The sequence below is a fragment of the Glutamicibacter mishrai genome (assembly GCF_012221945.1).
GTDB classification, from domain to species: domain Bacteria; phylum Actinomycetota; class Actinomycetes; order Actinomycetales; family Micrococcaceae; genus Glutamicibacter; species Glutamicibacter mishrai.
Genome location: NZ_CP032549.1, coordinates 1,572,733 through 1,595,288 on the forward strand (window position 1 = coordinate 1,572,733; position 22,556 = coordinate 1,595,288).

Consider the following 22,556-nt stretch of genomic DNA (forward strand, 5'->3'; position numbering starts at 1 on the left):
TTAAAAGATCCTCAGTTCATCCAGCGCGATCCGCGCATACACTGCATGCTGCAATCGCAGCGATTCTGCGGACTGGCGAATATCAACGCCCGTCACCTGGCCGATCCGCTCCAGCCTCTGCACCAGCGTATTGCGGTGGATATGCAAGGATTCCGCGGCCTCGGACATGGAGGAAGCGGCGGCAACCACCAATAGGGTTCTGGCCTGTTCCTGGTTCAGCACCTGCGCCAGGGAAGCCACATACTCCAGGCTACGCACCGGAGTGCGCGCCACGGCCACGGCAATATCCTGGTTCCAGATCGCCTGCTGCCCGCGCTGGGGAAGCAATGCAGGGCGAGCCGCCAAAGTCCGCATCGCTTCTGCCTGCGCCAACAGCTCGCCCGCATCCTTGGCGGCTAGCCCAATCAGATAACGGTCATGAGCGTTGAAGTAATTCGCCGAGGTTTCGTCGGCCTTGGCCAGTCGCCAATGGGCGCCAAACAGCCCCACCCACGAGGTGCGAGTCCCGTCGAGCGCTGGCTGTTCCAGCAACGGGTCCTGTTCGCTTCGCGGCAGCCACAGCTCAAGTTGCAAGGGCGCACGCAAACCGTGCGCGTCCAGGGTCCGATCGATCACGTCTGCCGCCACATGTCCGGCGAGCAGGGCCGAAATGATATCCCTGGCCTCGGCGGCCCGGCGAGCGCTGCGCGAGTGCTCGCGTTCCTGGGCGAGGAGCAACTGCACGGTCAGCGCGATCAGGTCAGCCAATGGTTCAACCTCATGCGGTGCGCCGGTCACGCCAACTGCTCCGCACAACCGCTCGTTGAGCATCAGCGGCAGGTTCACCCCGGGCTGGGTTCCTGCGGTTTCATCGGCCTGGGCAACCCGGATGATCTCATTGCGCCGGATGGCTTCGACGCTGCCTTCATGCAGGGTGCCGATGCGCGCGGCATCACTGGAAGCGATGATGATCCCATGGGCGTTCATGATGTTCACATGGCGATCGATCGTCGGCGCAATGGTGTCGACGACCTTCTGCGCCAATGCGCTGGACAGCCGGGGGTGCTCCATTTCGCTCATGGAATCATCCTAGCTGGCATGCTCATTTACGAGATGAATCGGCAACGGCACGCCCTAGCGGATGCCCGAGAGTCCTTCACCTTGCGATTCATCAATGCTAGGCTCGCCCCAGTCAAGAATCGCGATGAAAGGTTCACCATGAGTTCGGCGATCAGTTACTTAACGGGAGGCTTTCTGGTCTCCTTGCTCGTAACGCTCAACATGACATGGAACCAGCGTTTGCCCGGCCTAGTGGGCCCGGTCCTGATCGTGGTGTGCCTCGCGGGGCTCGTCGCATGCCGGCTCTACACCGCTCGAATCCAGCCCCACTGGCACGATCCCCACGAAGCCTAGGAAGCGTCGCGCTCCTGCTGAACTGACTTGACCGTGCTGTTGGCATCGGGCGCAAACGCATACAACTTGTCATCGGCAACGTGGACCCAGAATCGGCCACATAAATCCGTGGTCTGGTTTTCGGCACCCTCAGGCCACCAATCGGCTTCAAGGGTTCGGGTGGCGGAGATTTCATTCGCTTCAAAATCCTTGGTGCGCGAATCCGAAGCGTAGGCCTTCTTGAGTTCGGCTTCGCTCGGATGTCCTGTGCTCTTGATCGGGACGCATTGTTCGCCAGGCACTTCGCCGGAGTAGTCCATCACGAAAATGCGCTCCATGCCCGTATTGCGTTGCACGAGTTTCACATCTCTTCCGCCCTTGGGCACCCAGGTTGGCAACAATTCGCCGGACACCGCTTCTTCAGAGGTCTTCGCTGTTTTTTCGGTGGATTCATCGTACTTGTCCACTAACAAGTCCGAAACGGAACAACCGGAGAGCACAAGGGACAAGGGAGCTGCCATCAACGCGGCGGCTACATACTTTTTCTTCATCATGATTCCATCGTAGAAATCGGCCGCCACTTGGCACATCGTCTTCTTGTCGCAAGTCCGCCGTCTCCAGTTCATCCCCACGGTGGAGCAGCCGGGAGCTTTTCTCCACCCATACCACCTAAGCTGGCCGTAACAACCGATCCGCCCGGGAGCCAGAAGCCATGGACACTACACCGCACATTGCCGTCACCGGCTCCACCGGGGCGCTCGGCTCGCTGGTGGCCAAGAACCTGGCCGACCGCTCTATCGCCCAACGCCTCCTGGTACGCGACACAGCCCGGGCTCCCCAGCTGCCCTTGGCCACGGCCAGCGCTTTCGACTATGCCGATCGCGCCGCCAGCATCAAAGCGCTGGAAGGCATCGAAGTGCTGTTCATGGTTTCGGCCCCGGAGAGCGATCACCGGTTGGACCTGCATGCCACCTTCATCGACGCCGCAGTGGCCGCCGGAGTGCAGCACATCGTCTACACCTCCTTCACCGCCGCGGCCCCCGATGCGGAATTCACCCTGGCACGCGAACACTACGCCACCGAGGAATACCTGCGGTCTTCGGGCCTGCGCTTCACCGCCTTGCGCGACAGCTTCTACCAGGATTTCCTGCCCGACCTGGTCGGCGAAGACGGGGTGATCCGAGGCCCGGCCGGAACCGGGCACTTCGCCCCGGTAACCCGCGCGGACGTCGCACGCACCGCGGCCACCGTATTGGCCTCGGCCTCCGAACATGCCAGCGCCACTTATGAGCTGACCGGCCCGCAGTCGTTGAGCATGGCGGATGTGGCCCGGATGCTGGGCGCCGAGCGCGGCCAAGCCGTCGCCTTCCACGATGAAACCATCGATGAGGCCTACGCTTCGCGCGCAAGCTACGGGGCACCGCAGTGGCAGCTTGATGCCTGGGTCAGCACCTATACGGCCATCGCCAGCAACGCCATGGCCAAGGTGAGCGACCATATCGAGATCATCACCGGCAGCGCGCCGATGTCCTTCCAGGACTATTTGCGCAAATAGGTCCGGGCCACGCTGAACGCCGTGCGCTCAACCAACGCGAGCGCATCGGCCGAAAGCTGCGCCAGGCTCGCCGGTCCGGGGGCGATGGAGTACGCGGCCAGGATCCCTGCCTGCTCCAGCTGCTCATCGCCCAGATCCACCGATCCGGCCACCACGATCACATCCGTTGCCTCGCCGGCGGCTTGGAGCACCCCGCACACCACCTTGCCGTTCAGCGACTGGCTATCGAGCCGGCCCTCGCCGGTGATCACCAGATCCGCCGCACCCAGGATCCGATGGGCGTCGAGCACTTCGGCAACCAGTTCCCATCCGGGGGTCAGTTCCACCGAGAAGTAGGAGGCCAGGCACACGGCCAAACCGCCGGCAGCTCCCATGCCCGATTGCCCGCGCAGCGCCCGGCCGGTGTCGGCTTCAAGCACATCGGCCAGCCGTGCCAGCCCGCGATCAAGCACCTGTACATCTTCATCGGTGGCGCCCTTCTGCGGCCCAAAAATCGCGGCTGCGCCCTGCTCACCGAGCAGTGGATTGGTCACGTCGCAAGCGATCTGCCACTGCACCCCGGCAGCCCGGGGATCCAGTCCGGAGACGTCAATCCGTGCCAGCTGCTGCAGTGCGCCACCACCAGGAGGCAGCTGCCGCCCCTGTCCATCGAGGAACTTCGCGCCGAGCGCGGTCAATAATCCGGTGCCTCCGTCGGTGGTGGCCGATCCGCCCAGGCACAGGATGATCTGCTGCACCCCGAGCTCCAGGGCGCGGGACACCAGAGGCCCCAGGCCGGAAGTCGTGGCTTCCAATGGCCTGCGCGGCACGTCACTGACCTGCGGCAGCCCGGCGGCCTCGGCGGCTTCCACCACGGCAATCTTGTGGTCTTTGCTCAACCCCAGCCGGGAGGCCACCGGCCGACCCAGTGCGTCGGTGGTGTCTACCGTGATCGCTTCGGTCTCCCACGCATCGATCAGCGCTTCCAGGGTTCCCTCGCCGCCATCGGCAAAGGGCACTGCAGTGATCTCGACCTGGCGCTTGCGGCTGGCCGCTGCCTTGGCCACCCCTTGGGCGAGGGCGGTCGCCACCTCGCTGGCGCGGGCGCTGCCTTTGAAGGAATCAGGAACGATCGCTACCTGCATCACGTCATTGGCTGCTGGCGCCGGATTCTGCTGGGAAGTCATAGTCCCCAGCTTAGGGAGCTTCCCGGTACGAAACTATGGGCCGGCGCCTGTATTTGCCCGTGGCGCTACCGCGCACTTATGTGCACCGTGCCCAGTCATGAGAAACGCGAAGCCCAGCCAAAGGATCGGCACAGAAAGCGCCGCTAATGTTGAAAACACCTCATTGAAGGTGCGAGTGATGATCGTAAAGGTTCCCGTCGGATATTGCCCGGCGGGAACCTTTTTTAACCCCATTCCCAAATGCATGGCCTACGCGCAGTGCCTGCTTATTGCATGCACAGGCACCGCCCCTAGAGTTATAAGTACCTCATGAAGGTGCGAGTGATGACGAAGAACTGGCCCTGTCGGTCTTGCGACAGGGCCAGTTCTTTGCCCTTAAACGCTGGCCCGGGTCATGGCCCCGGGCAGCGGGCAACACCCGAAGCCAATGCGCAGACCATGCTTATTTGGCACACAGAGTGCGCCCCTATAGTTATAAGTACCTCATTGAAGGTGCGAGTGATGATCGAGAAATCCCGGCGAAGCATTTCGCCGGGATTTCGATTTTAATCGGCCGACTGTTATCTAGGCAGATATCCAGGCAGGCGAGATCTGGTTCTAACCCAGCCCCTCTCTGGGCCATGGGCCCTGAATCGGAACAATTGTCTACAATTGCAAGACTTACTGTTCTGATGCCTATGCTCCTGCGCGGAAGGGAGTTCCATGCCGTCTCTAAGCAGTATTCTGGCGAGAATCAAGATTCGCCTTGGATCGAAACATTCAGAAGAACTGATGGTTTACGTCGTCTATGGCAAACAACCCAGCCCGTTTCCAGATCTCGACTACATAGAGCCAATAATTGCGATCGTGGCCAGTGAGCTTGAGTGCTTTGCGATTCAGGAAAAGCACCCGGAAATTCAGGTCAGCTGGGAAGCCCGAAAGGTGCAGAACACTGAAGGCATAGAGATGACGGCAGGCAGTAGCCTGTTCCTCACCCACACAACCTTATTGCCGTATGACGAGGATGACGACGGGAATCCAATCTTCGGGATCATGGACTCTCCGCGGCCCTCGGCACTTTATCGCAGTCGAGACACCGCTGAACGAGAAGCACCGGATGAAAACCTGCACAAAGTCGCCCTCGGTGAAATAAACCTTCGCGGCGTCGGAGAGCTTTTGGAATAGCAGCCAAGCATGAAGAGGGGAACCACGCCGGACAGAGCCCGTATCTGATGTGCAACTCCGAGCCCAATCGGGCACCGGTGCGATAACGTAGATAGGTCCCCGCACCAATTCCTCTCGGGGCACTTGTTTGAATGGAGTCCCGGTGAGCACCGCGATCGCAGAACTGACCCCGATGCAACGCCAATCGGTGTGGCGCACCCTCAAATCCCCTCGGCTGCTCAAAACCGAGCTGCTCGCCGGTCTGGTCGTTTCTCTGGCGCTGATCCCCGAGGTCATCGCGTTCACCGTGATCGCCGGGGTCGATCCGCGTGTGGGCATCTTCGCCTCCTTCACCATGTCCGTGGTCATCGCTTTCGCCGGCGGGCGCCCGGCCATGATCTCCGCAGCCGCTGGAGCCGTGGCCCTGGTAGTCGCCCCGCTGGTCCGCACCTATGGGGTGGAATACCTCTTCGCCACGGTGATCCTCGCCGGAGTGATCCAAGTGACTCTAGCCTTGCTGGGCGTGGCCAAGCTGCTGCGTTTCATCCCGCGGCAGGTGATGATCGGCTTCGTCAATGGCTTGGCGATCTCGATTTTCTGGGCGCAAATGCCCGAACTGCGCAATGTGCCGTGGCAGGTCTACCCGCTGGTGGTATTGGGCGTGGCGATCGTCTGCTTCTTCCCGAAGATCACCAAGGCGGTGCCGGCGCCGCTGATCGCCATCGTGGTGCTCACCGCGATCACCGTCTTCGCAAAAATCGTGGTGCCAACCGTGGGCGACAAGGGCGAGCTGCCCGATTCCCTGCCGCTGCTGCATCTGCCGGGCGTGCCGCTGAACGCCGAAACCTTCAAGATCATCGCACCCTACGCGATCGCCGTGGCCTTTGTGGGCCTGCTCGAATCCCTGCTCACCGCCAAGCTGGTGGATGACATCACCGATACCCCGTCGAGCAAGACCCGCGAGTCCTGGGCGCAGGGCACCGCCAATATCATCACCGGGTTCTTCGGCGGGATCTGCGGTTGCGCGATGATCGGCCAGACCATGGTGGGAGTGAAGGTCTCCGGCGGACGCACCCGAATCTCCACCGCCTTCGCCGGCATCTTCATGCTGCTGCTGGCGGTGCTGCTGGGCGACGTGGTGGCGCAGATCCCGATGGCCGCGCTGGTCGCGGTGATGATCGTGGTTTCGGCGACCACCTTCGACTGGCATTCGATCCGCCCGAGCACACTGAAGATGATGCCCAAGAGCGAAACCTTTGTCATGGCCATCACCGTGGTGCTCACCGTGGCCACCCATAACCTGGCCATTGGCGTGGGCGTGGGCATCCTGGCGGCGATGGTGCTTTTCGCCAACCGGGTGGCCCACATGGTCACCGTCACCCGCACGGTGGATGGCGAACAGGCGCTGTATGCGGTCAATGGCGAGCTGTTCTTCGCCTCCTCCAATGACCTGTATACCCAGTTCCGCTACGCCGAGGACCCGCAGCGGATCGTGATTGATCTCAGCGCCTCGCATCTGTGGGATGCTTCGACCATCGCATCGGTGGATTCGATCCGCTGCAAGTACCAGAACTACGGCAAAACCGTGGAAATCCGCGGGCTGAACGAGGCCAGCCAGAAAATGCAGGAGCGCCTGGGCGGGAAGCTGAACTAGCCGGCCGCTAGCCGATGGCCCGCCGGTAGTACACGCTGTTATCATCCAATTGGTAGTCTCCAAAAGGCGGGCACTGAGTGAAGCCGGCGGCCTCGTACATGGCCCGGGCGGCGGTGAAGTACCCGTGCGTCCCGGTTTCCAGGCATAGGAGCGAGAAACCTCGTTGCACGGCGGTATTGATCAGCTCATCGAGCAACCGCCGTCCGATGCCGCGTCCACGAAACTCCGGGGAAACACGCATGCTTTTCAGTTCTGCCACCTGCCCGCCCAAGTCTTTGAACGCTCCCATGCCGATCACCGTTTCACCAACGCAGACTTGAAACATCGAGACGCCTTCATCGGCCAACGCACTGCTGGCCATGGCATGTCGGCTTTCTTCGGGCGCGGTAGGCGCCATATCGGCCAAATGCTCCCGCACCATGCGCTGCATCGATTCGGCGAACGGATCGGCCTCGATCATCCTGATATCCATGGCTCCAGCGTGCCACGGTTTTATTTCACTCCGATGTCGCCCGGGTTTCAGCCTTCGCGCGCGGCCCGATCGCGTTTCGAGGCATACATGTCTCGATCCGCACGCAGGATCATCGTGCTCAAGTTGTCGTCCTTGCGCGCCTGCGCAACCCCAAAGCTCCATGCCTGCGACGACGAGCCCTGCACGCGAGCCATCAGGAGCTGCGCCTGGGTGCGTGTGGTGTTGGGGAACAGGATCACGAACTCATCGCCGCCCAGGCGAGCCACCAGGTCGTTTCGGCGCGTGGACGCCTCAAGATGCGCCACCAGGGCTTTCAGGGCCCGGTCGCCCGCCTCATGGCCGCCTTCATCATTGATCGCCTTGAACTTGTCCATGTCCAGCAGGGCCGCCGCCAGCGGCCGGCGGGAGCGCTGGAAGGAAGCCAGCAAGAGCTCCCCGCGCAGCTGCAGCCCCCGTCGATTGACCGCCCCGGTGAGTTCGTCGACCTCGGATTGGTAGTGGAAGCGGGCTTTCACATAGCTGCCGATCACGGAGGCGCCGATGGTCAGCAGCAGCAGGCTGAGCACATTGAGCCGTCCGCTGTGCAGCGCCATGCCTGACTGCGGCCCGTAGAAGTAGGCCAGGTACAGGGTCCCAGCCAGCACCGGGTAGATGGTCCCCCGCACCAGCCTGGGGCCGAAGAGCCAGGCCAGATACAGGGTGATCAACGGGAACTCCTGGAGCCGGAAGGCGATTTGCTCGAAATCCGAGGAGAGTCCCACGAAGTAGCCGAAGGCGACAAGTTCGGTCAGCGCCCCGAGGTAGCCGATCCACAGCGGGAAGCGGTCCAGCTTGATGTAGATCAGCAAGAGCACCAGGATCGCCCCGGCAAAGCGGACATAGCCCAGGTACTCCCTGACCACCGACTCGAAGTCGTAGGTCAAGTTGATCAGGTAGAAGAGTATGAAGAAGCAGGCGATAAACCCGGTTACCGCTACTTCCGGGCGCTTGATGGCCCGAACCCTGGGCGGCAGCAGCCGGTACCACCAGCCGACGGCCGCCCGGGCCCGCCGGTCCTTTTTCCCCCGAAACCGCGTATCCATATCCAGTCCATTGTAAGATTTTCACTAGCCAACCGCGCAACACTGCAACGGCAAAGTCCTTCAATTTCGGCCTGATCGGCGCATCATGAAATTCGTATTCCAGCCACTCATCGACTTGCAGCGCCATGCCCTCGCGGGCTTCGAAGCGCTGGCCAGGTTCCGCGATGGCCGCACTGCCCAGGCGCATTTCGATGAAGCCCGCCTTGCAGGCAGCCTAGTTGACCTCGAACTGCGCGCCCTGGAGCGAATCATTGACGCCAGCCAGGTCATCCCCGATGGCCTGCTGCTCACCATGAACGCTTCAGGGCCGGCCATCGATGCTTTCGCCCAGCAGCACCCGCAGCTGGATCCCCGACTGTCCTGGGGCCTGGAACTGCATGAGCTCTCCTCACCGGAGCTGTGCGGCAGGGCCCGGATCAGCGCCGATGAGCTCGGCTGCCTCTTGCTGGTTGACGATGCCGGAATCGGCTATGCAACCCGCGAACGCATCACCATGCTCAAGCCTCATATCGTGAAGCTGGACCGGTCACTGTTCATCCGCTACCAGTCATCGGCCGCAGCGCACGAGCACGTCGACATCCTGCTCGCTGCCGCCCGTGGCATCGGGGCCAAGACCCTGGTCGAAGGCGTGGAAACCGCGCATCATCTGGCCCTGGCCCGGGATCTGGGCTTCGACTATGCCCAGGGCTTCTACTTCAGCCCCGGCCTCGACACACAGCAGCTTCCTGAAGCGATGGCCGGGCTACGGCAACGCCTCGGGATCGATACTCCGGGTTTCTGAACGCCGTTCGCGGCCCCGCGTGCTCTTCAGGCGGATCACCGGCAGCAGCTTCACCAGTCCGAGCACCAGGTACAGCACGGTGTTGATCGCGACAAATGAGGCCAGCACCGCGAACCAGTCGCTGAGCAGCACGCTCTCGGGCAGGATGATCCCGCGCGGCACGTGCACCAGAAGTTCCACCATCAGCCCAATTCCTTCCGTGCAGCACCTGCGTGCTCGACATGCTTCCAATCCGCGCTGCGGGCGAAGGCGATATCCGCCACGCCCTTGAGGAAGGCCAGATCCAGAAACGCGTCGTAGACGAGCTCCGGGATGACCAGGGCCGCGACGATCCGCGCGCGCCATCCGCCATGCCAGACGGTGACGATGCGTTCCACCGCGAAGAGCGCCCCGAGCAGCATCCAGAACGGGAACCACACCCAGGTGTCCATGGAAACCAGCATGATGAGCATCAGCGCGAAGTAGCTGAACAGGGCAATCACCCCGTAGCCGATGCCGATCTGCTGCGCCCAGTAGCGCGAGGTCTGCGCGCTCACCCCGTAGGCGCCCAGGTTCTCCAGCGCACCGCGCTGCCAGCGCAGGCGCTGGGCCCAGAGCATCTTCCAGCTGGGCATCAGCTCGGTGACGACCGTGCAGCTCTTCGGCGAGGTGGTCAGCGCGCCGAGGGTCTTCAGCGCAATGGTCAGCTCATTGTCCTCGGTCAGCGCGGCGGTGTCATAGACTTCGCCCGGGTTGCCCGGCAGCGTGGTGCCGCGGGCCGCGGCCACTGTGCGCAGGGCCGCGGCGCGGAAGATCGAGGCGGTGCCGGTGAGCACGAAGACCCGGCCATTGCGGCGCTCGATCTCGCGCTGGTAGCGGGTGTATTCGTTGCGCTGGAACTGGCCGAGCAGCCCATGTCCCTCTTCGCCGTGGAAGAGACCGCCCACCGCCATCAGCGCGCGGTCCCAGGTGAACCGGTCCTTGGCGGTTTCCAGGAATCCGGCGCCGATCTGCGAATCCGCATCCATCACCATGACGCAGTCGTTATCGCCCATCGCCGGCAAAATGGCCTGCAGCGCCTGGTTCAGCGCCCCGCCCTTCTTGTGCTTGTTCTCCACCGATTCGAAGACCTCGACACCGTGCTCGCGCGCCACCTCAACGGTGGCATCGGTGCAATTGTCGGCCACCACGATGATCCGCGACGGCCTGAAGCTCTGCTCCTCGAGGGCCTTGAGCGTAAAGGGCAGGGAAGCTTCCTCGTTGTGCGCAGGAATCAGCACCGTCACGGTGACTTCGCCTGCGTGGACACCGCGGGTGCGAGCCATCACGGCTTTCGGCGCCAGCGGTCGGCTCGATTTCTGTATTGGCGTCCGGCGATAGCGCCAGGTGACAAAGCGCTCTCCCAGGACCACTAGGAGCACCAGGAGCACTGCTACAGTAACCGCGAAAACCAGAATGGACAGATCAGGCAGCTCGGTGCTGTAGAACGTGGTCCAGAGCGCGCCGATCCGCAGCTCCACTGGATTCCACATCGACACCGGCTTGCCGCTGAGGCTGATGGACCACAACAGCAGCGCGGCCGCGGCCACGACAATCAGGACGACAGCGATGCCCACCCATCGGCTGAAATGCTTTTGCACGTACGCGCTCCGTTCACTTTACGGGGTTAACGTGCGGCACCGCACGGGCGGGTTCCCCCAGAGACGAGCCTCCGGGGATTTAGGCCAAGAAAGTTATTTAGCCAAGCTAGCATCTTGCCCGCACTCAGGGAAGCATGTCGAGATGCAAATCACCCCAGCAAAAGCACCGCTTTTCCTCGGCGCAGGATGGACAGAGCACACCCTAGAGCTGCAACAATTTCGCGGCATCTTCACGCAGCTGGTTCTTGCGGATCTTCCCGGTCACCGTGGTCGGGAAATCCTCCAGGATCTGCACATAGGCCGGGATCTTGAAATGCGCCAGCTGCCCGCTGCAGTACTCGTGCACGGCCTCGATGGATAGCGGATCGCGTCCGGCCTTCATGCGCAGGCAGGCGCAGACCGCCTCGCCGTACTTCTCGTCGGGCACGCCGACCACCTGAACATCCTCGACATCCGGGTGCTGGTAGAGGAATTCCTCGATCTCGGCCGGGTAGATGTTCTCGCCGCCGCGGATGATCATGTCCTTGATCCGGCCCACGATGGTGCAGTAGCCGTCCTCGCGCATCACCGCCAGGTCGCCGGTGTGCATCCAGCCCTCGTCGTCGATGGCGGCCCGGGTTTTCTCTTCGTCGTTCCAGTAGCCGAGCATCACCGAGTAGCCGCGGGTACAGTATTCGCCGGTTTCCCCGCGTTCCAGCGTTTCGCCGGTGAGCGGATCGACCACTTTGATCTCCACATGCGGGTGCACCCGGCCGATGGTGGCGGTGCGGCGTTCGAAATCGTCGTCGCTGCGGGTCTGGCAGGAGACCGGGCTGGTTTCGGTCATGCCGTAGGCGATGGATACCGCGCTCATACCCATATCTTCCACGCAGCGGCGCATCACTTTTACTGGACAGATGGACCCGGCCATAATTCCGGTGCGCAGCTTTGAGAGGTCGAAGTCATTAAAGTTGGGCAGGTTTTGCATGGCGATAAACATGGTCGGCACCCCATATAAGCCCGTGCACTTCTCCTGTTCGACCACAGACAAGGTGGTTTCTGCATCAAATCCTGGTGCCGGAATCACGATAGTCGCCCCGCGAGAGGTGCAACCCAGATTGCCCATCACCATGCCGAAGCAGTGATAAAACGGCACCGGAACACATAACCGGTCATGCTCGTCCAGATCGATCATCCCGGTGACCTGGTAGCCGTTGTTCAGGATGTTGCGGTGGCTGAGCATCGCACCCTTGGGATACCCGGTGGTTCCCGAGGTGTACTGGATATTGATCGGGTCTTCGGGTTTGGTGGCCGCCAGCCGGGCGGCCAGTTGCTCGTCGGATATCGTAACGCCCTGATCGAGCAACTGCTGCCAATCATGGGTATCTAGGTATACCACCCGCTCAAGGCTCGGGGTATCGGCACGAGTTTGCTCCACCATGACGCGGTAGTTGCTGGTCTTAAACTCGGTGGCTGCCACCAGCATCCGCAGCCCGCTGTGGTTCACCGCGTAGGCGTACTCATGGGTGCGGTAGGCCGGGTTCACATTGACCAGGATGACGCCGATCTTCGCCGTCGCATACTGGGTGAAAACCCATTCGGCGCAGTTCGGCGCCCAGATCCCCACGCGGTCCCCGGGCTGCAGGCCGGCGGCGATCATGCCCTTGGCCAACTGGTTGACCTGCTCATCGAGTTGCTGCCAGCTCCAGCGCCGTTGCGTGCTGACTTCTACCAGGGCTTCGGCAGTTCCCAAGCGAGCTGCCGTTCTTTCGAAGTTGACTCCGATCGTCTCTTCCAGCAGCTCCGGTTCGCTCTCGCCCTTGGCATAAGCCTTCATCAACAAGCCCCTCAACTCGGTTCAAATAGTGCCCTGCATCACATTCAAACAATAGTCCGGGGTGATCACCCTGCCAACCCTGGCCTCGCAGCGTGCCAGATCAGCCCGCGGCTTTGGACACCAGCGCGCGGATCTTGCCTTCGGTTGCCTCGTCCAGCGCGGTGATCGTCCACGCCACCGGGTGCATCAGTTCACCCTGATCGAACGCCGGGTTCACCACTTCGCCGAAGCCGAAAACCAGGAAGTTCTTATCTGGCTTGATGTAGCAAACGTCCTGGCCGTCCTTGACGTAGAACGCGAGACCCCAGCGCACCACCGGTTCCAAGGACGGCGCGCTCTCGCTGATAATCTCGTGCAGCCGCAGCGCGATTTCCTTGTAAGGTGCCGGGGCACCGGCCAATTTGTTGCGGACTGCCTCATCGCCCTTTTTGCTAAAAATCATGGTCGACTCCTCTTTGAATATAGACGGTTTTACCGTGGTCAATTTGTGACTTTTCTGCCCTGTTCTAACAATCAAATAACCTACCCGATCGGCCCCCAAAACCTGTGGATAACCAGTCAAACTGTCCGTATTCCGCGGGAAAATTAAGCATGAGAAATAACTACTTTGCACCCGATGACGATGACGAACATCGCCTCCCGCTGGATCCGCCGGGTACCCGCGGCGAATCCCAATCCGACTCGTTCTTCACGGACCATCTGGAGCACCAGATGCTCTTCGGCCCAATGAAGAAACTCACCGACGAGCTATTCAACGCTGGCCCGCTCAAGGACCCCGGCGAGGGGCTTCGCCGCCTGGAGACGATCCAGAAGTTGAATAGCATGCTTGAGGCAGCCACCTCGGTCATCATGGCCGACAGTGTTGAACTAGTTGCCCAGGCCTTCGCTGAGGAGGACGTCGCCAAGCCCTATCTCGAATCTGATCAGGAGCGGCGTGAACGCCTCAGCGCCAACTACTACGCCGTGGACCGCGCTAGCGACCAAGTCATCACTTCGAACTTCGTTGCCGAAGCGGCGATCGCCCTTCGCATGACGACTCAAAAAGCTCGTGCCCGGATGTTCACGGCCAAGGGTTTGCGCCATGCTTGCCCGCAGACCCTGCAGGCACTGGCCGCTGGGCAGATCACTACCTCTGCGGCACGTGCCATAGTGAAGAACTCGCAGGATCTTTCGACGGAGCAGATCGAGCTGATGGAGCACCAGCTATTGCCGATTGCCGCAACATCATCCGATGACACAGTCAGCCAGCGGGCCCGCCGGTTCCACGATCGATCAAATCCTGAAGCTGCTACGGCTCGCCATGAAAAGGCCGCCGACTCGAGGAAAGTCACCAGTTGGAACCGCCCTGACGGGATGGCTTCACTCAACTTGACCGCCCCTGCTATCAACGTGCGTTCCATCATGAACACCTTGGACTACGAGGTCTCCCAGCATAAGGATCCGCAGGACACTCGTACCAAAGCCCAGCTCATGTCAGACATTCTCTGCGACGCATTGATCAACGGCTGGCCGACCACCAATGGCACCCCGCTCAAGCCCCGAGTCGTCGTGACCATCCCGGCGTTGCAGATGCTGGCTAATCCAAAGTGCTCCATGGCTGATCTTGAAGGCTACGGCCCGATCCCCATGGGCTTGGCCATGCAGCTGGCCAAGGATGCGCCTTCCATCATCCCTATGCTCACCGATCCATTTAGTGGTGCCGTGATGGATGTGGGGCGCAAGCGCTACAAAGCGCCGCGTGTGCTCAAGGAATTCCTTCGGGCACGCGATCAACATTGCTGCTACCCAGGATGCCGACGCACCGCCGATACTTCCGAGGTGGACCACGTTGACGGATGGGAGACCGGCGGGCACACCGACAGGGAGAACACCGAACTGCTGTGCAAGCAGCATCAGATGTTCAAGCATGCGCTTGGCTGGAGGGTCACCAACCGCCCCGATGGCTCGAAGTGCTGGCGCACTCCCCACGGACTGAATTCGCTGGTGATCCCGGGCAGTGTTGAGAACGTCGAACTCTTCGAGCACATTCACAATCGCTGCCCCGAGCGCAAAGTTGCTTCACCAGCAGACCTTCGGCGAATCTTGGCGAAGCCCCATCTTGGCGATGGCGACTTCAACTTCAGGATTCATAAGCCAGTGGCTGATTCTGCCGGCCAGGACCCGGCCCCTAGCTGAGGCCATCTTCCCCCGGGATCTTGCGTGACGGATTTTTTCCGTCACTGCGCACGAACCAGAACACCAATACCCCAACAAATCCACGACGGCGAGAAAACCGGCAACGTCGGGTAGCGGCAGTGCGCGCCTTGCAGCGCCGTGCTTCCGAGAACCATGACAGCATAAGCGTGAAGCCTCTGCGTGAAGGAATTTTTCCGTCACGTCATCGGGAGTAGGCGACCCGCAAGATCGTGACGGCATCAGCCAGAGGGCTTCCTGAACGAAGGAAAAAATCCGTCAGCCATGAGCGTCGCCCTGACGATTATTGACAGCTATCGTTCAAATTGCAGTCACGGTATTCTGGTGAAACCATCACCGGCACCAGATCAAGCAGGTCGCCCCATGAGTGAAGAGCACGTCGAAAATACCGCGGCACCGGACACCGAGGGCCCCGCGGCACCGGCCCACGGTCAGCGCAGCTTCTTGCATATCCTGATCAATACCGCGGTCGCGAACTTCACCACCAGCTTCCTGTGGTTCGCGCTGACCTTCTGGGTGTATCTAGAAACCGAAAACGTGATGGCCACCGGCATCATCGGCGGCGCCTTCATGCTGTTGATCGCGGTGTTCTCCATGGTCTTCGGAACCATCGTGGATAACCATCGCAAGAAGCCGGTGTTCGTGTTTTCCGCGATGATCACCGCCACCACCTTCAGCCTCGCCGGGCTGATCTACCTGTGGCTTCCTACCGAAGACATCCTGGACGTTGGCGGCTGGCAGTTCTGGCTTTTCTGCCTGGTTATCCTCTTCGGCTCCATCGTTGAACAGATGCGCGGAATCGCCCTGTCCACCACGGTGACGCTGCTGATCCCGGTCGAACGCCACGCCAACGCCAACGGGCTGGTGGGCACGGTGCAGGGCATCGCGTTCATCATCACCAGCGTGTTCAGCGGCCTGGCCATCGGCTGGCTGGGGATGGGCTGGACCCTGGCGATTTCCATCGTGATGGTGGTGCTGACCATGTTGCATCTGCTGCAGATCAGCATCCCGGAAGACGAACCGGTGAAAGAGGAAGGCCGCACCAAGACCAGCGACCTGCGCCTGGGATTCAGCACCGTGATGGCCATCCCCGGGTTGTTCGCGCTGATCATCTTCTCGATGTTCAATAACTTCATCGGCGGCACCTATATGGCGCTGATGGATCCCTACGGGCTGACCATCATGTCGGTGCAGGCCTGGGGCCTGACCTTCGGGCTGGCATCGACCGGGTTCATCATCGGCGGCCTGGCGATCGCAAAATTCGGATTGGGCAGCAATCCGATCCGCACCATGCTCTGGCTGGTGGCGGCCATGGGACTGCTCGGCGCGATCTTCACCATCCGCGAATGGACATGGCTGTATATCCTGGGCATCTGGCTGTACATGATGCTGATCCCGGCGGTGGAGGCTTCGGAACAGACCGTCATCCAGAAGGTGGTGCCTTTCCGGCGCCAGGGCAGGGTCTTCGGCTTCGCGCAAATGATGGAGGCCTCCGCGGCTCCGATCACGGCGTTCCTGATTGCGCCGATCGCCCAGTACTGGATCATCCCCTATATGCGCAGCGAGCAGGGAGGCGAACAGCTCGGCTGGCTGCTGGGCGCCGGACAGGCCCGCGGCATCGCACTGATTTTCCTGGCGGGCGGGCTGATCATGATTGTGGTGGCACTGTTGTCCATGGGCACCAAGCAGTACCGCAAGCTTTCCGCGATTTTCCAGACAGAGAACCCGACCACCGCTTTGGAGCAATAACTTGGCAGCAACCCAGAAGACCCTTCCCACCGACGTTGACGTCCATGAATTCATCGCTGCCGCGACCCCGGCAAAGCGCCGGATTGACGGTGAAGCGCTGGAACGGATTTTCAGCGAAGCCACCGGGGAAAAGCCGGTGATGTGGGGACCGAGCATCGTGGGCTACGGGACCTACACCTATGTGTCGCCCAGCAACCCCAAAAACACCGGCATCTGGCCCAAAACCGGCTTCTCGCCGCGCAAGGCCCAGCTGTCGATCTACGGGTTGAAGGACCTTCCCGAAGGCGCGGCGCTGTTGCCGCAGCTGGGCAAGTACACCGAGGGTGCCGGCTGCGTCTATGTGAAGAAGCTCGAGGACATTGATCTTGAAGTGCTCAAGAAATTGATCGCCATCGCCGCTGCCCGCCCGGATGAAACCGCGGGTTAAAGCCGACGATGGCGACCAGTGCCTATTCGGCTTCTTCGAAGAAGGTCTCGACCTCGGTGATGCCTGCGGAAATGACCGGCACCAGGCGTTCGTCGATGCTGTACGTGTCGCCATCCTTGGCCAGCAGCCCGTAGCCGACCAGCGAATCCATAGCTGCCTGTGCTTCGGGGAGGACCGCGTCGTAGTTCTTCGGGCCGACATTGCGGCGCAGGCCTTCAAGGTCGCCGTCGCGTCCGGTGGAGGCGGTGACCAGCAGGTTGCGCAGCACCAGGTAGTGGGCCTCATCGCGCAGGGTGACGTCGAATGCGGGGTTCAGGTGCGCCTGGACGCAGCCGACAGCCATCTCGAAGAGGATCTGCGCGCTGGCGGCCTGGTCGCCATCCACCAGCAGGTCGTAGGATTCCTCGTCCAGGGTCATCATCGGCCCGTCGAAGTCCACTACGGACAGACGCGCGGCGCCCCAGATGTAGGTGAAGACCAGTGGCGCGGGGGCGTCGGCATCGAGGGCCTTGGGGTCCAGTCCCAGCGCGGTGAGCACCCGGGCGCGTGCTTTGCTGCCGACTTCGCTGTCATCAGACATGTCCACGCCGTCACCCAGGGCCAAGGCGAAGGCCTTGACCTTGTTGAACAGTTCGGTCTCGCGCAGCAGTTCGCAGATTTCCGCGTCGCCCTCGGCGAAGCCATCCAGGGTGTCTTCGAGCATTTCGCGCAGCGCTTCGAAGTCCTCGGCCTCGCCTTCCCACAGATCGCGCTCTTCGAGGAAGTTGAGGTAGTCCAGCCAGGAGACGAAGATCGGTTCTGGCGCCAACGAGTCCGGAAGGCCCATCAGGTGCTCGGCCAATGATTCGCCGAAGAGGTCGAGGTCGATATCGCGCAGGTTGGAGCTGCTGGCCTTCTGCGCGTATTCGGCGCCCACCGCGCCGATGGCGAAGAGCTGCGCATTCGCTGCGGTGGCGGCGTCTTCTGGCGAGAAAGCAGGGACGGTGGCCGATACCCAAGCGGTGTAGTCTTCGCGCAGCGAGTCGACGTATTGCTCCACCTGGATGCGGTAGACGCTGCGGCCGCGCTGGGCGGCTTTGGCAGGATTTCCTGCGCCGGAGTTCTTCTTGCTTTGACGCTTTTTGCTGGCCATGAGCGTTCCTTTGAGTGATCGATCGTGCTCTTAGCATCAAGCCTACGGTGTCCGGGGAATATCCATTGACCTATCGGTGGGAATCGGACAAGATGAGCAACAGAGGAACTTGGAAGTCCTAGCACCTGCGGTACGAGGGAGAACCGAATGAAGATCGCCGTTTTAATCAAGGAGGTCCCGGATACCGGGGCCGATCGGGCGCTGAACCAGCAGACCGGTTTGGCTGATCGCGCCGCATCCGAAGCGGTGCTTGATGAAATCGGCGAGCGCACGCTTGAAGTGGCGCTCAAGATCCTGGACGCGGATCCAGACACCCGGATCACGGTGCTGAGCATGGGCCCGGATTCCATCCAGGCCACCCTGCGCAAGGCCCTGGCCATGGGCGCCGCCGACGCCGTGCAGATCAGCGACGATGCGCTGATCGGCGCCGACCTGGTCCTCACCGCCGAAGTCCTGGCAGCCGCATTGCGCCGCGAGCAATACGACCTGGTCCTGGCCGGGAACATGTCCACCGACGGTTCGGCGGGCATGCTGCCGGTGATGCTGGCCGAGCTGCTCTCCCTGCCCGCAGCCACCTCGCTGTCCGAGATCTCCATCGCCGACGGAGTGCTGCGCGGCACCCGTGAGCTGGAGGGTGCCACTGCGCAGATCAGCACCCCGCTGCCAGCCATCGCTTCGATCACCGAGGCCCTGCCCGATGCGCGCTTCCCGAACTTCAAGGGCATCATGGCCGCGAAGAAGAAACCGATCGAGATCCTCTCGCTGGCGGATCTCGGCGTTGACGCCCTGCCGGCGGATACCGCCCGCTCGATCATGCTCACCGTGGCCCAGAAGCCGCCGCGCGAGGCGGGCACGATCATGAATGATGATGGCCAGGCCGGTGCCGCGCTGGTCGATTTCCTGGCGAAGAACAACCTGGTGTGAACGGAAAGATGACCATGACAGCATTTGCCGCAGATTCCATCCTTGTCTTCCTCGAAACCACGGCCGCTGGCGAATTGGCGAAAAACAGTGCCGAACTGCTCGGAGCCGCCGCCGGTGTCGGCACCCCGGTAGCCCTGGTTGCCGCACCCGGTGAACATCTTGAAGCCTTCGCAGCCCAGGCAGCGCAGGCCGGTGCATCGGCGGTACTCAGCGCTGTTGTCGAGTCCGCGATCCTCACCGGGCAGCTGGCCGACGCGCTGCAGCAAGCCTATGATCTTGTGCAGCCGCACGCCGTGCTGCTAGCCCATAGCCTGACCTCACGCGAGGTGGCCGCCCGCTTCGCCGTGCGCAACAAGCTCGCCCTGAGCGTAGACGCTCTGGGGGTCCAGCGTGATGAGCAGGGAGTCATTGCCAGCCATTCGATCTACGGCGGGGCCTTCTCGACCACCAGCGCTCCGACCTTTGGCGCGCCAGTGATCACGGTGCGGGTGGGCAGCATCGAAGCCCGCGCCCAGGGGCAGGAACCGGCAGTCACCGCTCTTGAGCTGGCTGGAGGCACGACCCCTGACATCCAGGTGCTTGATCTTAAGAAGGCGGAGTCCAATTCGGCTCGCCCCGAGTTGCGCACGGCCACAAAGGTGGTTTCGGGCGGACGTGGGCTGGGCAGCACCGAGCAATTCGACTTGGTGTACCAGCTGGCCGATGCCTTGGGCGCCGGCGTGGGCGCTTCGCGCGCCGCGGTGGATGCCGGGTTCATCGAACACGCAGCCCAGGTCGGGCAGACCGGCGTGGCCGTGTCCCCACAGCTCTATGTCGCCCTGGGCATCTCCGGAGCGATCCAGCACAAGGCGGGAATGCAGACGGCCAAGACCATTGTTGCCATCAACAAGGATGGTGATGCGCCGATCTTCGAGATTGCTGATTTCGGCATTGTCGGCGATGTCTTCAAGGTGGTCCCCCAGGTGATTTCCGCGCTGGAAGCACGCAAGGCCCAGTAATGACGAGTCCAGCATCCAAGAGCCTGCGGCAGGGCATGCCCCGGATTCCCGGAGGCGAACCATGGCCGCCGGCCAGCGCACAGAGGGTGGAACCTCAGACACCTGTTGCTGCTGAACCGGCCGAGGTTATCGAGGCACCGGGGACAGTCGCGGCTTCGGTTCCGACGCCAGCAGCGGCCCCAGAACCAGCTGCAGCGACACCGGCACGAGCACTGCGCCAGGGCCTGCCCCGGGTAGCGGGCGGGGATCCTTGGCCGCCGACAGATGCACCAACGAATGCTGCAGCCGTCGACGAACCCCGGACTGCGCCTCATCACGTGCCGGCACCCGAGCCAGCACAGGAACCTGCCGTCGCAGTGGCATCTGAACCTGTCCCAACAACCGAGCCTGCGCCTGCCGCCGCTTCGATCGAAGCCAACAGTGATTCGCCGGCGGTTCGACAGGGACTGCCGCGGGTGGCTGACGGCGGCCCCTGGCCACCGAGCAGTTTTGTCGCCGCACCGGAGGCCATTCCAGTCCCGGCCGAAAAAGCCGAGCCGGCCCCAGCAGCTGTTGCAGCAGAGCCTGTTGCCGTAGAGCCAGTCGTCGCTGCACCAGTTGTCGAGCCTGCTATCGCAAGTGCGCCGGCTCCCGCGCCGGAAGCCGCACCCACCCGGGCATCGACACAGCCACCTGCTTCGACGCCAGCGCCTGAACCAGCGCCGACGCCAAAAGCCGCTCCGTCAAAGCCGGCCGCAACCGAGCCGAAGCGCCATGGCCCGTTGACCACGAAACAGTGGGTGCTCGCCGGCGTCCTTGGCGCGTTCTGCGCACTGGGCATGGCCACGGCGGTGGTCCTGGTCGCCCGGGGAATCGCCAGCATCGATTCGGTGGGAGCCTTCATCCAGCGCTACCCCGGCGAATACCACCTGCCTGAGTCGGCGCCGGTGGGTGTACCTGCGTGGCTAGCGTGGAACCACTTCTTCAACTTCTTCCTGATGGTCCTGATCATCCGATCCGGATTACTCGTTCGGCATCAGAAGAAACCGCCAGCCTACTGGTCCTCCAAGCGAAGCCCCAAGGTCAGCATCAACCTCTGGCTGCATCAGAGCCTTGACCTGCTGTGGATTATCAACGGCCTGGTGTTCATCATCGTGCTCTTCGCTTCGGGGCACTGGATGAGAATCGTTCCGACGTCTTGGGAAGTGTTCCCGAATGCGATTTCGGCGGCCCTGCAATACCTGACGCTGGATTGGCCTACGGAAAACGGCTGGGTGAACTACAACTCGCTGCAACAGCTGGCGTACTTCACCACCGTTTTCATCGCCGCTCCTTTGGCGGTGATCACCGGTTTCCGTTTGAGCGCATTCTGGCCGAAGAATCCGGCACTGGCCAAGAACTACCCGATCGAACTGGCACGTGCCGTGCACTTCCCGACCATGATCTACTTCGTCCTGTTCATCGTGGTCCACGTGATCCTGGTGTTCTCCACCGGGGCTTTGCGCAATCTGAACCATATGTACGCGGCCCAGGGTTCCACCGATCCCACACAGTACGCGGATAACTGGACGGGGCTGTTGTTCTTTGCTTTGTCGCTGCTGGTGATCGCCGGGGCATGGTTCGCTTGCAGGCCCATGGTCCTCTCCTCGATCGCAGGCCTCTTCGGAAAGGTCAGCTCCCGCTAGGCAGACCAGAAATTGCCTCTAACGCAAAACGCCTCGCGTGAGGAGCTAGCGGCCCGTTATGGTGATTTCAGAGCATCCGTCAGGCAACCGAGGGACTAAAACCATGCACCATCACCACAGCGCCGAAGAGCTAGACGGCGTAGCTTTCTGGGAAAGCCATTACGGGCAATCCGAGCGCGTCTGGTCCGGAAAGGTCAACCAGGTCATCGAGAACTTGGTATCGCCGCTGCGCCCGGGGACTTCCCTGGACATCGGCTGCGGTGAAGGCGGCGACGTCCTGTGGCTGGCAACGCACGGATGGAAGGCCACCGGCTTGGACATCTCGCCCACGGCAATCAGCCGCGCCCGGGAGGAGGCCAAGAAACACGATATCGCCGAAGCCGATGCCCAATTTGTCGCCTCCGACCTCGGCCAATGGGACACGGGCCAAGCCTTCGATCTGGTGACCCTGAGCTTCTTCCAAGCGCCTTTCGAGTTCCCACGCGCTGATTTCCTGCGCAAGGCCGCAAGCTTCGTCGCCCCGGGCGGGCACCTGCTGGCCCTGTCTCATGCGGCTCGCCCTTCATGGGCGCCGCCGGTGGATCACGAACTTCCGGCATTCCCCACCCCGCAGGAAGAACTCGACGCGTTGTCGCTGGATCCGGGTGAGTGGGATATCTTGCAAGCCGAGGTCGTGGAGCGCAGCATCATCTCTCCGACTGGCCAACCAGCAGTGATGGAAGATTCAGTGGTCTTTATCCAGCGCAAGGCCTGAAATGAAGTGATCCCCCAGCCTGCGCAGCTGGAGGATCACTGAAGGCATAGATTCCC

The 22,556-nt window shown here is 62.0% G+C and carries 21 protein-coding genes; 11 read left to right on the forward strand and 10 right to left on the reverse strand.

Going from position 1 to position 22,556, the window contains the following annotated elements:
- Together D3791_RS07455 and D3791_RS07460 are read right to left on the reverse strand one after the other, a co-directional pair.
- A complete protein-coding gene (locus D3791_RS07455) occupies nt 1-1,059 on the reverse strand; it encodes a sugar diacid recognition domain-containing protein (protein WP_172511788.1) in 1,059 nt (352 codons plus the stop codon).
- A 329-nt stretch (nt 1,060-1,388) separates the two neighbouring features.
- Entirely contained in the window at nt 1,389-1,925 is a 537-nt protein-coding gene (locus D3791_RS07460; protein WP_172511789.1) for a hypothetical protein, read from the reverse strand.
- Nucleotides 1,926-2,083: 158 nt separating this feature from the next.
- Between D3791_RS07460 and D3791_RS07465 the strand changes: the two genes are divergently transcribed.
- Complete coding sequence (locus D3791_RS07465; RefSeq protein ID WP_172511790.1) at nt 2,084-2,926, forward strand: SDR family oxidoreductase; 843 nt, start codon at nt 2,084-2,086, stop codon at nt 2,924-2,926.
- On the opposite strand, the gene D3791_RS07470 is transcribed toward D3791_RS07465, so the two are convergent.
- Nucleotides 2,911-4,092 (reverse strand): glycerate kinase, encoded by a 1,182-nt coding sequence (locus D3791_RS07470; protein ID WP_172511791.1) that lies wholly within the window; start codon nt 4,090-4,092, stop codon nt 2,911-2,913. The two genes, D3791_RS07465 and D3791_RS07470, sit on opposite strands and share 16 nt — an antisense overlap.
- Before the next feature lie 702 nt (nt 4,093-4,794).
- Between D3791_RS07470 and D3791_RS07475 the strand changes: the two genes are divergently transcribed.
- Nucleotides 4,795-5,256, forward strand: coding sequence for a hypothetical protein (locus D3791_RS07475; protein ID WP_172511792.1), 462 nt, complete (start codon nt 4,795-4,797; stop codon nt 5,254-5,256).
- Nucleotides 5,257-5,428: 172 nt separating this feature from the next.
- The gene (locus D3791_RS07480; RefSeq protein WP_172512930.1) at nt 5,429-6,889 is read left to right on the forward strand and encodes a SulP family inorganic anion transporter; all 1,461 of its coding nucleotides are present in this window, start codon (nt 5,429-5,431) and stop codon (nt 6,887-6,889) included.
- A 7-nt stretch (nt 6,890-6,896) separates the two neighbouring features.
- Here the strand turns inward: D3791_RS07480 and D3791_RS07485 are convergent, their stop codons facing one another.
- Together D3791_RS07485 and D3791_RS07490 are read right to left on the reverse strand one after the other, a co-directional pair.
- Entirely contained in the window at nt 6,897-7,349 is a 453-nt protein-coding gene (locus D3791_RS07485; RefSeq protein ID WP_172511793.1) for a GNAT family N-acetyltransferase, read from the reverse strand.
- Nucleotides 7,350-7,408: 59 nt separating this feature from the next.
- Nucleotides 7,409-8,443, reverse strand: a complete 1,035-nt coding sequence (locus tag D3791_RS07490; RefSeq protein WP_022874660.1) for a GGDEF domain-containing protein — start codon at nt 8,441-8,443, stop codon at nt 7,409-7,411.
- A gap of 85 nt (nt 8,444-8,528) precedes the next feature.
- Between D3791_RS07490 and D3791_RS07495 the strand changes: the two genes are divergently transcribed.
- Nucleotides 8,529-9,224: an EAL domain-containing protein gene (locus tag D3791_RS07495; RefSeq protein ID WP_172511794.1), complete on the forward strand. Its 696-nt coding sequence runs from the start codon at nt 8,529-8,531 to the stop codon at nt 9,222-9,224.
- Here D3791_RS07495 and D3791_RS07500 read toward each other — a convergent pair.
- From D3791_RS07500 to D3791_RS07515, 4 genes are all read right to left on the reverse strand, one after another.
- Entirely contained in the window at nt 9,186-9,407 is a 222-nt protein-coding gene (locus D3791_RS07500) for a hypothetical protein (protein WP_242632511.1), read from the reverse strand. The two genes, D3791_RS07495 and D3791_RS07500, sit on opposite strands and share 39 nt — an antisense overlap.
- Complete coding sequence (locus D3791_RS07505; protein WP_246242436.1) at nt 9,407-10,843, reverse strand: glycosyltransferase family 2 protein; 1,437 nt, start codon at nt 10,841-10,843, stop codon at nt 9,407-9,409. Before D3791_RS07505 ends, D3791_RS07500 begins: the two co-directional genes overlap by 1 nt.
- A 202-nt stretch (nt 10,844-11,045) precedes the next feature.
- On the reverse strand, nt 11,046-12,659 hold the full coding sequence (locus tag D3791_RS07510) for an AMP-binding protein (RefSeq protein ID WP_172511795.1): 1,614 nt from the start codon (nt 12,657-12,659) through the stop codon (nt 11,046-11,048).
- A gap of 100 nt (nt 12,660-12,759) precedes the next feature.
- Nucleotides 12,760-13,101, reverse strand: coding sequence for a DUF1801 domain-containing protein (locus tag D3791_RS07515; RefSeq protein ID WP_022874655.1), 342 nt, complete (start codon nt 13,099-13,101; stop codon nt 12,760-12,762).
- Nucleotides 13,102-13,250: 149 nt separating this feature from the next.
- Between D3791_RS07515 and D3791_RS07520 the strand changes: the two genes are divergently transcribed.
- The 3 genes from D3791_RS07520 (at nt 13,251) to D3791_RS07530 (ending at nt 17,028) form a co-directional block, all read left to right on the forward strand.
- On the forward strand, nt 13,251-14,834 hold the full coding sequence (locus D3791_RS07520) for an HNH endonuclease (RefSeq protein ID WP_172511796.1): 1,584 nt from the start codon (nt 13,251-13,253) through the stop codon (nt 14,832-14,834).
- A gap of 381 nt (nt 14,835-15,215) precedes the next feature.
- The gene (locus D3791_RS07525) at nt 15,216-16,601 is read left to right on the forward strand and encodes an MFS transporter (protein WP_022874653.1); all 1,386 of its coding nucleotides are present in this window, start codon (nt 15,216-15,218) and stop codon (nt 16,599-16,601) included.
- A gap of 1 nt (nt 16,602) precedes the next feature.
- On the forward strand, nt 16,603-17,028 hold the full coding sequence (locus D3791_RS07530) for a DUF1801 domain-containing protein (RefSeq protein WP_172511797.1): 426 nt from the start codon (nt 16,603-16,605) through the stop codon (nt 17,026-17,028).
- A gap of 22 nt (nt 17,029-17,050) precedes the next feature.
- On the opposite strand, the gene D3791_RS07535 is transcribed toward D3791_RS07530, so the two are convergent.
- On the reverse strand, nt 17,051-18,160 hold the full coding sequence (locus D3791_RS07535; protein ID WP_172511798.1) for a hypothetical protein: 1,110 nt from the start codon (nt 18,158-18,160) through the stop codon (nt 17,051-17,053).
- A 147-nt stretch (nt 18,161-18,307) separates the two neighbouring features.
- Here D3791_RS07535 and D3791_RS07540 point away from each other — a divergent pair, with 147 nt between their 5' ends.
- The 4 genes from D3791_RS07540 to D3791_RS07555 all read left to right on the forward strand — a co-directional run bounded on the left by D3791_RS07540 (nt 18,308) and on the right by D3791_RS07555 (nt 22,500).
- Entirely contained in the window at nt 18,308-19,084 is a 777-nt protein-coding gene (locus D3791_RS07540; RefSeq protein ID WP_172511799.1) for an electron transfer flavoprotein subunit beta/FixA family protein, read from the forward strand.
- Nucleotides 19,085-19,098: 14 nt separating this feature from the next.
- Entirely contained in the window at nt 19,099-20,082 is a 984-nt protein-coding gene (locus D3791_RS07545) for an electron transfer flavoprotein subunit alpha/FixB family protein (protein WP_172511800.1), read from the forward strand.
- A complete protein-coding gene (locus D3791_RS07550) occupies nt 20,082-21,746 on the forward strand; it encodes a cytochrome b/b6 domain-containing protein (protein ID WP_172511801.1) in 1,665 nt (554 codons plus the stop codon). Before D3791_RS07545 ends, D3791_RS07550 begins: the two co-directional genes overlap by 1 nt.
- 103 nt (nt 21,747-21,849) lie before the next feature.
- Nucleotides 21,850-22,500: a class I SAM-dependent methyltransferase gene (locus tag D3791_RS07555; RefSeq protein ID WP_172511802.1), complete on the forward strand. Its 651-nt coding sequence runs from the start codon at nt 21,850-21,852 to the stop codon at nt 22,498-22,500.
- The last annotated feature ends 56 nt before the right edge of the window (nt 22,501-22,556 follow it).